Annotated in this window: 10 protein-coding genes; 8 read left to right on the top strand and 2 right to left on the bottom strand. The window is 47.8% G+C overall.

Annotated elements, in window-relative coordinates; translation table 11 throughout:
* Nucleotides 1-12: 12 nt before the first annotated feature.
* Nucleotides 13-870: an AraC family transcriptional regulator gene (locus OB236_RS32290; RefSeq protein WP_262687802.1), complete on the bottom strand. Its 858-nt coding sequence runs from the start codon at nt 868-870 to the stop codon at nt 13-15.
* 361 nt (nt 871-1,231) lie between these two features.
* On the opposite strand from OB236_RS32290, the gene OB236_RS32285 reads away from it, so the two are divergent.
* The 8 genes from OB236_RS32285 to OB236_RS32250 all read left to right on the top strand — a co-directional run bounded on the left by OB236_RS32285 (nt 1,232) and on the right by OB236_RS32250 (nt 11,739).
* Nucleotides 1,232-3,817, top strand: coding sequence for a glycoside hydrolase family 2 TIM barrel-domain containing protein (locus OB236_RS32285; protein WP_408638547.1), 2,586 nt, complete (start codon nt 1,232-1,234; stop codon nt 3,815-3,817).
* A gap of 72 nt (nt 3,818-3,889) precedes the next feature.
* Entirely contained in the window at nt 3,890-5,044 is a 1,155-nt protein-coding gene (locus tag OB236_RS32280; RefSeq protein ID WP_262687688.1) for a glycoside hydrolase family 88 protein, read from the top strand.
* Between the two features lie 661 nt (nt 5,045-5,705).
* Nucleotides 5,706-7,274 carry an AraC family transcriptional regulator gene (locus tag OB236_RS32275; RefSeq protein ID WP_262687687.1) on the top strand — a complete coding sequence of 523 codons (1,569 nt, stop codon included), beginning with the start codon at nt 5,706-5,708 and terminating at the stop codon, nt 7,272-7,274.
* A 182-nt stretch (nt 7,275-7,456) separates the two neighbouring features.
* Entirely contained in the window at nt 7,457-8,026 is a 570-nt protein-coding gene (locus tag OB236_RS32270) for a nitroreductase family protein (RefSeq protein ID WP_076235759.1), read from the top strand.
* Nucleotides 8,023-8,973 (top strand): ABC transporter permease, encoded by a 951-nt coding sequence (locus OB236_RS32265; protein ID WP_262687686.1) that lies wholly within the window; start codon nt 8,023-8,025, stop codon nt 8,971-8,973. The genes OB236_RS32270 and OB236_RS32265 overlap by 4 nt, the downstream gene beginning before the upstream one ends.
* Nucleotides 8,966-9,916, top strand: coding sequence for an iron chelate uptake ABC transporter family permease subunit (locus OB236_RS32260; RefSeq protein ID WP_262687685.1), 951 nt, complete (start codon nt 8,966-8,968; stop codon nt 9,914-9,916). Before OB236_RS32265 ends, OB236_RS32260 begins: the two co-directional genes overlap by 8 nt.
* Nucleotides 9,910-10,668, top strand: coding sequence for an iron ABC transporter ATP-binding protein (locus tag OB236_RS32255; RefSeq protein WP_262687684.1), 759 nt, complete (start codon nt 9,910-9,912; stop codon nt 10,666-10,668). Before OB236_RS32260 ends, OB236_RS32255 begins: the two co-directional genes overlap by 7 nt.
* A gap of 33 nt (nt 10,669-10,701) precedes the next feature.
* Nucleotides 10,702-11,739 (top strand): siderophore ABC transporter substrate-binding protein, encoded by a 1,038-nt coding sequence (locus OB236_RS32250; RefSeq protein WP_408638543.1) that lies wholly within the window; start codon nt 10,702-10,704, stop codon nt 11,737-11,739.
* Nucleotides 11,740-11,822: 83 nt separating this feature from the next.
* Here OB236_RS32250 and OB236_RS32245 read toward each other — a convergent pair whose 3' ends face one another.
* Nucleotides 11,823-14,192, bottom strand: a complete 2,370-nt coding sequence (locus OB236_RS32245; protein ID WP_262687683.1) for a transglycosylase domain-containing protein — start codon at nt 14,190-14,192, stop codon at nt 11,823-11,825.
* Between the last annotated feature and the right edge of the window lie 106 nt (nt 14,193-14,298).

Genomic DNA, 14,298 nt, shown 5'->3' with positions numbered 1-14,298 from the left:
ACGAAATAACAATCAAGAGCCCGCAGAACGTTTGAACCGATAGGGGCTCATGCCCACGTGCTTTTTAAACAGCTGACAAAAATAAGGGAAATTCCCGAGGCCAATCATCTGTCCGATTTCCTGTACACTCAAGTCGCTCGTTTGCAGCAGCCAGCAGGCTTGACGAATCCGGCGTGCGGTTAAATATTCGGTGATGGTCGTGCCGATCGTCTGTCTGAACACGGTAGATGCGTGATTAGGCGATAAGTGAACCGCTTTGGCTAATACCTTTAGTTGAAATTCCTCCATATAATGCTCCTCAACCCATTCCATAATCTGCTCGGATGCCGTTGACTTAGGTCTGGCTACAGGCTCGGTATGTCGATCAGTCACTGCCTGTCCCTTCAAATAATGCAGCAGGGCCACCAAAAAAAACATTTGTTCCTCCAACCGCAGCTCACCTTGTACGGTATGTGCAATACGATCTCGATACTGATTCAGCAGCGGCAGAATCGTTTGCTGAGGAAGCTTGCTAAAAATTTGCGGCTCCAGCGGGTCCTTCCATAAACGTTGAAAATACAATTGAAGGCTCGCAAACGGGCTTAAGTAGGAATCCAGTACAGAGGGCTCGAATACAAATAGTGAGCGTATATAAGGCGTTTCCGGTTGAATATCCATTTGGATACGATGCAGCTGAAAAGGTCTGAAGCACATGAGACTGCCCGGAGCCAGCTCAATAATTTGTTGATTGACAATGACGCGCCCGTGTCCCTCGTGAACATACAAAAGCTCCATGCCCTGATGGGCGTGATAAATATCTACAAATTCGTAAGTTCGGTCTTTGGCAAAAGATAACTGGACCGGATACTGGTTCAGATTCATATAGTTCATTATTTTCAAGGGGCAGCCTCCTGTAAGCTTTCTAGTAGAAGTCCCGTGAATAAGTCTCGCTGCGCCGCCAAATATCCTTCCGGGGTAGTGCTTACGAAGTCAGTTTGCTTTAGCAAACTCTCAGCTGTTGAAATCGTGAAATTGGATGAGCTGAAGCAGTTTTTTCACGATTTCAAAGGCGAACGCTTACGCTTCTCCAGGATCATTTGGCTGCTGTGCTCGTTCTTCACCGGACTTTGGTTGCTATTTAATCGTAATATAACAACATTTTATCATAAGGATGCCAAACAATCCGGTGCTATTTTTTGTTAAGGTTATAAGTAGAAGCAGAACGTACCTGAGCATAAATAAACAAATGGGAGTGAATGGCTTGATTAAGCATCGATTGATCGACAATTGGCAGCATCACCGTGGAAGTCTGGGTGGTCCCTGGGAAGTATGGAGACAGGACAAGCTGCAAAATCACTATAATGTGCCTTGGCATGAAGTTGAGCTGCCGCATACCTATAACGGTTTGGACGTATTGGATCCAGACGGCAAATACTATCAGGGACAAGGCTGGTACAGGACACTTCTGAAGCTGAACAATCCCTATCCGCAGGGACGGACGTTGCTGCATTTTGAAGGAGCAGGCCAGCGCTCTGATGTGTATGTCTATACGAAAAAGGTTGGCTCTCATCTGGGTGGCTATGATGAATTCACTGTCGACATTACAGAGGCTGCCGAGGAAGCACTTAAGCTGGAGCGTTATCATGGGGTAACGCCGATAGCAGTTGCTTGTGATAACAGCCGCGACCTGGAAACGATACCTTCAGATGCGAGCGATTTTAACCTGTATGGAGGTATTTACCGCTATCTGAATGTAGTCTATGTTCCGGCGATTTCTTTGGAGCGCCTGCATATCGAGACATCGCTGTCAGCAGATTTGGAAAGCTGTCAAATTGCTGTTCGAGCTTCCTTATATAACCCGCTTCAACGGGATGAAGAGCTGGAGCTGGTCATTCGTTTGCATGGACCCGATGGGCGGGAAATTGATGAGTTTACGGTTCAAACCCAGACATGGGAGGGGATGAAGCAGCTTGCTTCGTATGAGATTGCCGCACCTTCTCTCTGGACGCCTGCTGAGCCTCATTTGTACAGCTGTACCGTTGAGCTAAAGAATGGTCAAACCCAGCAGACAAATTCAATCAGTCAAACCAGCATTACGGAACGCTTTGGCGTTCGCAAGTTCGAATTTGTAAAGCAGGGCCCGTTCAAGCTGAATGGCGAGCGTTTGCTGCTGCGCGGTACACATCGTCACGAGGATCATGCAGGGATTGGACCTGCAATGACAGAGGACATGATCCGTACGGAAATGCAACTGATCAAGGATATGGGAGCTAACTTTATCCGGCTTGGGCATTACCAGCAATCCCGTATTGTGCTTGATTTGTGTGATGAGCTGGGGATTCTGGTATGGGAGGAAATTCCTTGGTGCCGGGGTGGTCTGGGTGGTGAGCAATACCGTCAACAGTGTAGAGACATGCTGAGCGCAATGATTGAGCAGCATTACAATCATCCTTCCGTTATTCTATGGGGGCTTGGCAATGAGAACGACTGGGAGTGCGATTTTGATTATTTTGATCAGGAGGAAATTCGCAGGTTTATGCAGGAGCTCCACGATCTGTCGCATAAGCTTGATCCAAGCCGCCTGACAGCAATTCGCCGCTGTGAGTTTTGCAAAGATATTATTGATGTGTATTCCCCTTCAATCTGGGCTGGATGGTACCGTGGCATTTATACAGATTATGAAGAAAGCAGCAGACAAGCCTTTGAAAATGTCGATGCGTTTTTCCATATGGAATGGGGCGCGGACAATCTGGCGACACGCCATGTGGAGAAAACCTTCACAGGCTTTGAGTTTATCGGACAGGGTGGCGGCAATACCGATGAGCGCGACGGTGACTATTTGCTGACAGGTGGAGAGCCCCGTGTATCTCGTGACGGTGATTGGTCGGAAACATATTTCTGCGAGATGATCGATTGGTATCTAAAATCGCAGGAGCATATGGACTGGCTGACGGGTACTGCACAGTGGTCCTTCAAGGATTTTGCGACTCCGGTACGTCCGGATTCACCGATTCCGTATTTGAATATGAAGGGTATCGTCGAGCGGGATTTCACGAAAAAAGATGCCTATTACGTCTACCAATCGTATTGGACGGATCAGCCGATGGTGCGGATCGAAGGTCATACGATGCCTGTTCGCTGGGGCAGTCAGGATGAAATCAAGCGAATCAAGGTCTACTCCAACTGCTCGGAAGCCGAGCTGTTCCTGAACGGAATCAGCCTTGGAGTTAAACAGCGCGATTCACGTAATTTTCCTGCTGCCGGACTTCGCTGGGATACGGTGCTGCAGCCGGGGATCAACCAGGTGAAGGTAGTAGGGACGAAGAACGACGTGACCGTGACGGATGAGCTGTCATTCGAATACCAGACGCAGAGCTGGGGAGCTCCGACTGAACTGAAATTAAGCGCACAGGTTCAAAAGGATGGACTCGTGCTTGCTGAGGTACTGGCGTATGATGCTCAAGGCGTTCTATGTCTGGATGCGACCAACTTTATCCGCTTCGGGCTGACCGGTGATGGAAAGCTGGTCGACCATCAGGGCACGGTTCGAGGCTCCAGCCTGATCCAGCTTGCCAACGGTCGCGCTCGAATCTTGATCGATCCGGTTGGCGGGGCTGCTGCTAATGTGCAAATTAGCGGATTCGTATCGGCAAGCGGTCCTGCATCCGGGGGAGCCGGAACAGCAGCGCCTGTGACAGCAGGTCTGACTACTGGCGCAGTCAACGATGGTATAATCCATGATAGTCAGACGCCAATAACGGGTGCTTCGGTTCGCAAGTCTGCATCAGTCGTGAGTGTGGCAAGTGACGGACTATCTACCGTATTTATCACTATTTAATAAATCTGCCGTGCCTTAACGGCTGCTTCATCGAACAGACAATTCCATTCCAATTTCAGGAGGATGAACAGGATGAATTCACCGGAATCAAGAACTTTTTTGCAAGCTGATACTTTGCAGGAAGCATTGCCGCAATTATGGGAAGCACTGCAGCATAAGGTAGACCGTATGATTGAACAGATTGGCAGCAAGTCGCCGCATGTGGCGACCCGGGATTCAGGTATTTATGACGATATGCGTCACGATTGGTGGACTTCCGGCTTCTGGCCGGGAATTCTGTGGATTATGTATGAAATGACAGGCAAGGAGCATTACAAGCAAGCGGCTTGGGGCTGGGATGAGAAGTTTGAGCAGAAGTCGATTCAAGTGAGTAACTTTCATCATGATGTGGGCTTTCAATATTTGCCGACTGCCGTCATCAAGTACAAGCTGACCGGAGATGAAGAGGGTAAACGCAGGGGATTGGCGGCTGCGAATTTCCTGGCAGGCCGTTTTAATATTGCAGGCAATTTCCTGCGGGCATGGAATCAGGATAAAACCGGCTGGTCGATTGTCGACTCCTCGATGAATCTGTCGATTTTGTTTTGGGCAGCCGAAGAGATTGCAGACCCACGGTTTACGCATATTGCCAAGGCACATGCCGACACCGTCGCGAATCATTTCATTCGTCCCGACGGTTCAGTGAACCACATTGTCAGCTTCGATCCGCTGACAGGGGAAGTCATCGAGTCGCTCGGCGGCCAAGGCGCCGGTCCCGACTCGGCCTGGAGCCGTGGCGCCGCATGGGCGCTGCACGGCATGGCTAACACGTATCGCTATACGGGCGATACGAAGTATTTGCACGCGGCACAGCGCGTCGCGCATTACTTCCTTTCCATGCTGCCGGACGACCACGTCGCGCATTGGGACTTCCGCGCGGCAGAGTCGCTTGACGCTGAGCCGCGTGACACCTCGGCGGCCTCCTGCGCCGCCTCGGGCCTGCTTGAGCTGGCCGCTGCGCTGCCTCCGGTACAGGGGAACCCGTACCGCAAGGCCGCTGAGCGCATCCTGCTCTCGCTGACGCAAAACTACGCCACGTGGGATCGTCCCGAGCACGAGGCGATTCTGCTGGCCGGCACCGGCCACAAGCCGGCCAACTCCAACGTTGACGTCTCCCTCATCTATGGAGACTACTATTACGTCGAAGCGTTGGCCAAGCTGCTTGGCTGGAAAACGCGGATTTTCTAAAATCATAGGAACTTTGCAATTCCTGTAACGATGCAAAACATCGTTAAAAACCTCAGAACAGCCCAATAGGCTTGCAATACGATGAATAACATCGTAACAGGACGATATGGAGCCCAAATTTGCGGTAAGCGCGCTGTAATGATGAATAACATCGTAAGAAGCATCCCAACGGGGTTGTATTCCTTGTAACGATGTTTTTCATCGTTATGGAATCAGCCTGTGGTAGCAAGGGAGGTCGAGCGTGCAATGGGGCGAAAGAGAACAAAGAAGGTGGCAATCAGCATCAGTGTTTGTGCACATGCAGCTTCACTACCCGAAAAGCTGTCGAGCGTTGATTATAAGGCAGCTCCGATAAAGTAGAATAAAGCAAACTCCGTCTGCGCGATGGGGTTCACCCCGCTCCTTCCATCATGGAAGAAGCGGGGTTTTCGTGTGATCTGCCTTTCATCCGTTAAGTATAAGCTAATGATTTCCAGCGGCTTGTAACCTGCAAGGAAAATCGTTAAACTAGGAAATGATTATCATTATCATTGTTAAGCTTTCAGTACAGGTATAAGGGTTCCATAATCATACAAGTTTCTTTTCCATACTTGCACAGCTCAATTTTCGCTCTATCCCATCACACGATCTGGTCAGTGTAAAAAAGGAGATGTCTACTACAATGCGACAGCCTGATCTGAACGGTCCTATGAACTTAACATATAGAAGCACTGAAGAACTCAAAATCGTTAAAGGCCAACCACTTCACATACATACAGCAGCTGAGTATGCTTTTGCTTTTGTGATGCAGCACAAAGTGAAGGTGACGCTGAGAACCTCCCGTAAGCCCGCGATCGGTAATGCGCTCAGTGGCGAAATTTTTCTGATTCCTGCCCATTGTCAGTGCAAGCTGGAACAGACCGCAAGTCAGATGGTGACGATCATCGTCATCCGGTTTAGCCAAGATACACCTCAGCTGCAAGCCAAAGGAAAAGCGGATTACCACACCATGGACGCGCTGCTCTCAGAAGACTTCCATCCATTCCGCACACCGCAGGTTCGCAGCTGGATTCATGATTTTATGAGTGAAAATGAGTACGTGGAAACCGCGCTGTATTACCAGCTCCAATCCCATTTATACGCGATAGCTGCCTGTTATCTGGAATCGGTGCAAAAGCCGAAGGAAACGCAAACCGACCTGATCATTTTTGTCGAACAGGCACGTCAACTTATGCTGGAACAATACAATCATCCGTTGGATATTGAAGAGCTTGCCAAATCCTCGGGTTCGAGTCCCAGTCGTTTCTATATGGCTTTCAAAGAGCAGACTGGGCTCAGTCCGCACAAATATATGACCAAAATCCGTATGGACGCTTCGCTTCACCTGCTGGCTGGAGGAACAACATCCATTGTAGAGGCTGCCCACGCTGTCGGTTACCTCGATGAATACTATTTTAGCCGCTTGTTTAAGAAGCACATGGGGATGACGCCTACCGAATATACCGCGCGTGCGAAGAAAAAAGTTGCTAATCTCAACGGTGTTTTTGCAGGTGATCTTGCTGTTCTGGGTATGACCTCGTATATATCGTTCGAGCGGAGCTGGCGGGAAAATAATCCGGAGCTTGTCCTGGAGCAGCTTGCCATTGCCCAGCCGGAATTGATTATAAGCGGGCCGACCACGAACGAGTATTACGAGAAGCTTTCAGAAATCGCCCCGGTTGTTGTGCTTCATTGGAAAGAATATTCATGGAAAGAGAGGCTGCTGGACATTAGTGAGCTGTTAGGACTGACATCGATCGCAGAATGGTGGCTATCCTATTACGATATGAAGGTGGAAAATGCCCGACGTCATGTGAAAAATGTGCTTGGTAATGAACCGTTTCTTGTTGTCCATGCGGTTGAGGGCGGATTTTATTTGTTTGGAATGAAGTCCAGAAAGCTGAGAGAAATTTTTTATGAGGATTTACAGGTCACTCCGCCGTCTCCAGCTAAGCAGATCAGCCTGATGAAGGTCGATAAGCTTGAAGAAATTGCTGAGCTTGATTGCGAAAATGTATTGTTTCTGATGCATTCTTCGACAACAGAAGCCTTTTGCGTGGAGCTTGAAAATCAGTGGTGCGTCTTGAAGCCGAGTCGCCTCAAAAAACGGTGCCTGTTTCTTCGCGAATATGATTCACCGCTCTACAATCCGATAGTCAATGAGAGTCTGGTGGAGCAGATGGTAAAACAATTGCTTGTCAGAATGGACTAAATACACAGTAAATGGCGATGTCTGCATGTGTACAAATAGGAATATCCAAGCCCCCTGCAGAAAAGTCCATTCTCAGCAGAGGGTGGCTGTTTTATGATATCGAAGTGAGAATGATTATTACTATCATGATTTCACCTTATTAGCAGTTCAACTGATTTTGACCATATTCTGGGGGAAGAAATATGAACTTAGCAGAGCTTTTAAAAGAAAGACGGTCCGTCCACCGGTTTCAAAGCCGTGAGGTTCCCGTTGAGCTTGTAACCGAGCTGCTTGATACCGCAGTATGGGTGCCTAATCACAAGATGACACAGCCTTGGCGGTTTGTGATTGTCCGTGGGGAAGGGCGCAAGCGGATCGCGGAAATCAGCCGTAACAACGTGGGAAAAAGAGAGAGAGACCCTGAGAAAGCCAAGGAGCTCGGACAAAAATTTTACGATAAATTTATGGCGGTACCGACGTTCGTTGTCGTTGTTATGAAAGAAAATCCGTCTATTAGCGTTCGTGAGGAGGATTATGCCTCTACGAGCTGCCTCATTCATAACTTTAGCTTGTTAGCTTGGGAGCAGGGTATTGGCCTGGTATGGGAGAGCTACCCGCTGCTGTCGGACCATGCATTCCGTGAAGCCTTGGGCATCGAGCCGGGTGAAAGAGCGATAGGCAGTTTACATGTAGGTTATCCGGAGCAAATTCCGAACGCACAACCGAGAATTCCGGCTGCTGAACGCATTACGGTCATCGATCAAGCCTTATGAAACAGAGATATTTGGTCATAGCGATCGTGATTTTATCATTTTGTTCGGTGTTCATAGGTGTGAAGGACATCAGTCCCCTGCATCTGCTGAGTCTGACGGAGGATCAGTGGGAAATCCTGCTGATAAGCCGCTTTCCACGTTTGATCAGTCTCATTATTGCTGGGGTCAGCATGAGTGTGATTGGTCTTATTATGCAGCAGCTGACCCGTAACAAATTTGTCTCGCCAACAACGGCAGGGACTGAGGATTCGGCGCGCTTTGGGATTTTGGTTTCCTTAATGATGTTTACATCCGCCAGTCCGATGCAAAAAATGCTCGTTTCCTTTGCATTTGCCCTGCTCGGTACATTCATTTTTATGAAAATCCTTGATAAGGTCAAGTACAAGGACGTTATTTTCATCCCTCTGGTGGGGCTGATGTTCGGGCAGATTGTTGGTTCAACGACAACGTTTTTTGCTTACAAGCATGATCTTATTCAAAGCATTTCGGCTTGGCTGCACGGGGATTTCTCAATGATCATGAAAGGCCGCTACGAAATGCTGTACATCAGTATTCCGGTCGTGATCATTGCCTATTTGTATGCCAACAAGTTTACCGTCGCTGGTATGGGTGAAGAGTTCTCGATTAATCTGGGACTCAACTACAAGCAGGTCGTCAACATTGGGCTGGTCATCGTAGCCTTGGTCACCTCAGTCGTGATTCTGACCGTCGGTATGATTCCGTTTCTTGGGCTGATTATTCCGAATATCGTCACGCTGTATCAAGGTGATCATCTCAAAAAAAGCTTGAGCCATACCGCCTTATTGGGCGCTGCCTTCGTGTTGTTTTGTGACATTCTCGGTCGGGTCATTATTTATCCGTATGAGATTTCGATAGGCCTTACGGTCGGTGTCATAGGGAGTGGGATTTTTCTGTTCCTACTGTTGAGGAGAAAGGCTTATGCATAATAAAGTCAAAATTACGGTTTTGGCCGCAGTCGCACTGTCACTCATTATTACGTTTATATTTATTCAATCCGGTACCAACTGGGGTTATGTGCTGCCCAGACGAGGAATCAAAATTCTTGCCATCGTACTGACTGCTGCTGCCATTGCGTTTTCTACCATGGTGTTCCAGACGATTACGAATAACCGGATTTTGACGCCAAGTATACTCGGACTTGATTCGCTCTATATGCTTTTTCAAACGTTTATCGTCTATTTCTTTGGTTCGGCGGCGTTGTCGCTGATGAGCAAGCATATGCATTTTGCAGCTTCTGTGGGCTTGATGGTCGTGTTCTCAGGGGTGCTGTATAAGATCATTTTCAAGAGAGATGGGCAAAACATCTATTTTCTGCTGCTGATCGGCATTATAATGGGCACTTTGTTCCAAAGTGTTTCCTCTTTTATGCAGGTGATGATTGACCCGAATGAATTTTTGCATGTGCAGGATAAAATGTTTGCCAGCTTTAACCGGATCGGCTCCGATCTGCTTACGGTTTCCTTTATTGTTGTGCTTGGAGTCGCGGTGTATTTCTGGAAATTTGCCAAATATCTGGATGTGCTCTCACTGGGAAAGGAGCATGCGATTAATCTCGGCATCAATTACGATCATGTGGTCAAAAGATTGCTGATTCTCGTCGCTATTCTCATTTCCATATCAACTGCCCTTGTCGGCCCGATCACCTTCCTTGGATTGCTTGTGGCGAATGTGGCCCATCAGATGTTCAGGACGTACCGGCACAGCATATTAATTCCCGGATCGATTCTGATCAGTATCGTGGCTTTGGTTGGCGGGCAATTAATCGTCGAGCGGGTATTTACGTTCACAACGACCGTCAGCGTAGTGATTAATCTGATCGGTGGTATTTACTTTATTTATTTGCTGTTAAAGGAGAATAAATCGTGGTAGAAGTAAGACGGGTATCCAAACGATACGGTAACAAAAATGTCGTCGATGATGTATCAGTTAGAATCACCAAAGGTAAAATCACCTCATTCATCGGTCCGAACGGAGCAGGCAAAAGCACACTTCTTTCCATCGTAAGCCGACTGATCACGAAGGATAGCGGAGAGGTGCTCATCGAGGATACCGAGATTGGCAAGTGGAAGAGCAATGATTTGGCCCGCAAAATATCGATTCTTAAGCAGTCCAACCATATCAATATTCGTCTGACGATCAAGGAATTGGTAAGCTTTGGACGCTTTCCCTACTCTCAAGGCAGACTAAGTCCCGAGGATTGGAAGTACGTAGATGAAGCGATTGTCTATATGGATCTGGTGGATATCCAGGACAAATATTTGGATCAATTAAGCGGCGGCCAGCGGCAAAGGGCTTACATTGCTATGGTAGTCGCGCAAAATACGGAATACATATTGCTGGATGAACCGCTGAATAACCTAGATATGAAGCATTCCGTGCAAATTATGAAGGTGCTGCAAAGGATGGTCAGCGAGTTGGGCAAAACGATTGTGCTTGTGCTCCATGACATCAATTTTGCTTCCTGTTATTCCGACTATATCGTAGCGCTCAAGGATGGAAGGGTCGTCAGAGAGGGCACGACTGACGAGATCATCGACTCCGAGGTATTAAAGGAAGTTTACGATATGGACATTCAGATTGAAACGATTAACGGCAATAAAATATGTGTTTATTTCTCATAAACGTGCGTTGGCTCCATGAACTAACGCCTGTACATGAGTACAAATAAAAAAATTATAGAGGTGAACAGAGTGAAAAGAAAATTATCCATGTTTGTTTGTATGTTAATAATTGTCCTTGTTGCTGCTGCGTGCGGTTCGACCGCTTCCAATGAAACTGCCAAAGCTCCGGCTGCAACGACGCCTGCACCTGCTGCGTCCACACCAGCTCCAGCAGCTGCACCTGCTGCTCCAACTGAGCTTACGATCAAGCATCAACTAGGAGAAACCAAGGTCAAAACAAATCCGAAAAAAGTCGTCGTGTTTGACTACGGGATGCTCGACACTTTAGATAAATTGGGTATTGAAGTCACAGGGGTGGCGCAATCCAGTTTGCCGCCTTACTTGGCTAAATACAAGGATGCCAAATACAAAAACATCGGAACCCTGCAAGAGCCGGATTTTGAAAAAATCAATGCAATGAGTCCTGACCTGATTCTGATTTCGGGCAGACAGAATGCTTCTTATGCAGAACTGAGCAAAATCGCACCGACTGTATTCGTAGGCGTGGATGCGAAACGTTATATGGATTCTTTCACGGAAAATTCTAAAATTATCGGTAAGTTGTTTGGTAAAGAAGCAGCGGTTGATGCAGAATTAGCCAAAATCAATGAATCCATCAAAAAAGTTAATGCCAAAGCCGCAGGCGACAACAAAAAAGCTCTGATCACATTAGTTAGCGGAGGCAAAGTAACCGCATATGGACCGGGCTCCCGCTTCGGTATTATCCATGATGTACTGAATGTGGTTCCTGCTGAGAAAAACATTGAAGTATCGACACATGGTCAATCCATCTCTTTTGAATATATTGTTGAGAAAAACCCTGATTACCTGTTCGTTGTTGACCGCGAAACCGCTGTAGGTGAAAGCAAAACAACAGCTAAACAAGTGATCGAAAATGAATTGGTTAAGAAAACAAATGCATTCAAGAATGGTAACATTATTTATCTGGATCCTAACTACTGGTACTTGTCCGGTGGCGGCCTGATCTCCACTGCTGCGATGATCGATGAAGTCGATAAGGGATTGAAATAGTAAGCAGGCATAGAACAATAAAAAGGAGCAAGCGGCGAGTAGCTGCATGCTCCTTTTTATTGTTCTAAATACGATTTACATATTTATTTGGTAGTTTTCTTGGATTCGGTCGTATTGTTGCTGCTCTTGACGGTAGGAGCTTTATCCTTATCTTTAGTATCCTTAGCTTTATTCTTGTCACTTGAATCTTTGGACGCCGCCGCAGTCTTCTGATCCTTAGCGGGAACCGCTTTATCGTTCTTGGTATTATTCTTATTATCGGTATCTTTCTTGGTTGTACTTGCTGTTGTTGGCGTCTTATTCTTGTCAGCATTGGAGGGAGCAGTTGTCGGCTTGCCGTTGTTGTCCTTTTTCGTGTCCGCGGGTTTGTCTTTGTTTGATGGCGACTTCACGGCGAGCGCAGCCGCTTTGTCAGCCTCTGCTTTGGCGATTAGGGCTTGCTTCAAGGCCTGTTCCTTATCTCGGGCTGCTTTCTCAGCTGCTGCAGCGGCAAGCAGGATGACTTCCTGTTCGCCATTAATTCTTTTACTGCCTCCACGCACGTAGGCATAACTCTCGGGTTGTTCAAAGTCGGATACAGGAATATCCTGCAGAGCGCGGCTGACAACTTCTTTAAATAATGCGGCAGGGTACCGACCACCTGTTGTTGATAGATAATGATCTTTGTTCGTTTTCTCATAACCCAGCCATACGGCGGCAACAAGCTCAGGGGTATAACCGACAAACCAAGCATCCTTGGAGCCGTCGATTTGATTGCCGTTCTCATCCTTGAATTCTGGAATGTCCGGAAGCTGAGTCGTACCGGTTTTGCCGGCTACGGGTCGATCCATTTGAGCACTTTGTCCAGTACCGTCATTAACGACCTCTTCAAGCATCCTGGTCATCGTGAAGGCTGTACTGGGGTCCAGCAGCGGCTCTAATACCGGAACCGTCTCTGAGCCGACCAGTTGCCCCTTGCGATCAACGATCTTCGTAATGGCATAAGCCTTGGCCATATTCCCTTGATTGGCGAACATGGTGTAGGCTTGTGCCATTGCAAGCGGAGAGGTCCCTTTGCTCATGCCGCCCAGGGCTATCCCTAAGGTTCGATCCTCTGGCTGAAGTCGGAGTCCGGCTTTGCTGGCGAAAGCCAAGCCATTATCGATACCGATTTCCTTCAGCAAGGCTACAGCCGGAATATTGTAGGATTGAATCAGGGCATCCTCCAGCGTGACCCAGCCATGCAGCTGTCGCATGTAATTCATCGGTGTATAGGAGCCGCCAAAATCGGTTTCCGCGTCAAAGATCTTATCCTTCGGACCGTAGCCCTCGCTTAGTGCAGGCGCATATACTAGAATTGGCTTGATGGCTGAACCCGGCTGCCGTTCATTTTGTGTGGCATAATTGAATTCACGGAACTCCTGCTTCGGATTGCGGGAGCCTACAATGCCAAGCACAGCACCGGTTTGCGGCTGCATCAGTACGATTCCACTCTGCAATCCACCAGCATCCTCGGGGAAGAAGGAGGCATCTTTGTATACCTCTTCCGCCGCATTCTGAACTGCGGGAGCCATGGTCGTGTAAATATGGTAGCCGGAGGATAAAATCTGCTGTTCTGTCAAGCCGTACTTGTCGATGGCTTCGTTAATCACATGATCGACATAGGACGGATGTTTGGCAACCTTGGGCTCCGTCCGAATGGCAAGCTTGATTTCTTCATTACGGGCGTTATCCCGTTCAGCCTCAGTAATACGCCCCTGCTCTGCCATCAAACTTAATACAAGATTCCGCCGTTCCTTGGCCTGCTCAGGCTTTTTCACAGGCGAATAGTTGGTGGGCGACTTTGGAATGGCAGCAAGTAAAGCACTTTCCGATAAAGTTAATTCCATAGCTTGTTTGCCAAAATACGATTCTGCAGCCCGCTGTAACCCCCAAGAACCTTCACCAAAATAAATATAATTCAAATACAGCTCCAGTATTTGATCTTTGGAATACTCTTTTTCGATTTTGATGGAGGCGACAGCTTCATTGATTTTACGGGAATACGTTTGCTCGGGCGAGAATAGCAAAGTCTTGGCAAGCTGTTGAGTGATGGTGCTGCCACCTTGAACCGTCTCCCCGGACTTCCAGTTATGGTATAAGGCTCGTGCGATTCCATTAAAATCGATGCCTTGATGCTCGCGGAACCGGGCATCTTCAACGGCAATAACCGCTTCCTGTACCGTCTTGGGAAATTGGTCGAGAGGCATATATTCCATCCGCGAATTCGTTAGTTCGGTGATAACGTCCCCGTTGCCGTCATAAAAAACCGTAGAACGCGGAGGCTCCTTACTGAGTGCTGAGATATCGATAGCTCGATATACATTCATATAAGAATTCCAGCACCAAGCAACAGTAGCCGTTCCGAGACCGGTGAACACGATGAGAAAAAGAAGGGACAGCACTGCGATTTTTAGTTTGATTTGAGTAGTCATCTGTTGTTCCCCCATATTAAGTTGTACTAGGGTTCTTACCACTAGAGGGGGTGGGCCAAACATGAAAGCTGGTTTAAAGATGATTTGTAGTCATGAAAGGCTCCGC

It is taken from the genome of Paenibacillus baimaensis, from assembly GCF_025567575.1.
The sequence above is the reverse complement of the archived record's forward strand: the minus strand, read 5'-3'. Positions and strand labels throughout refer to the sequence as shown.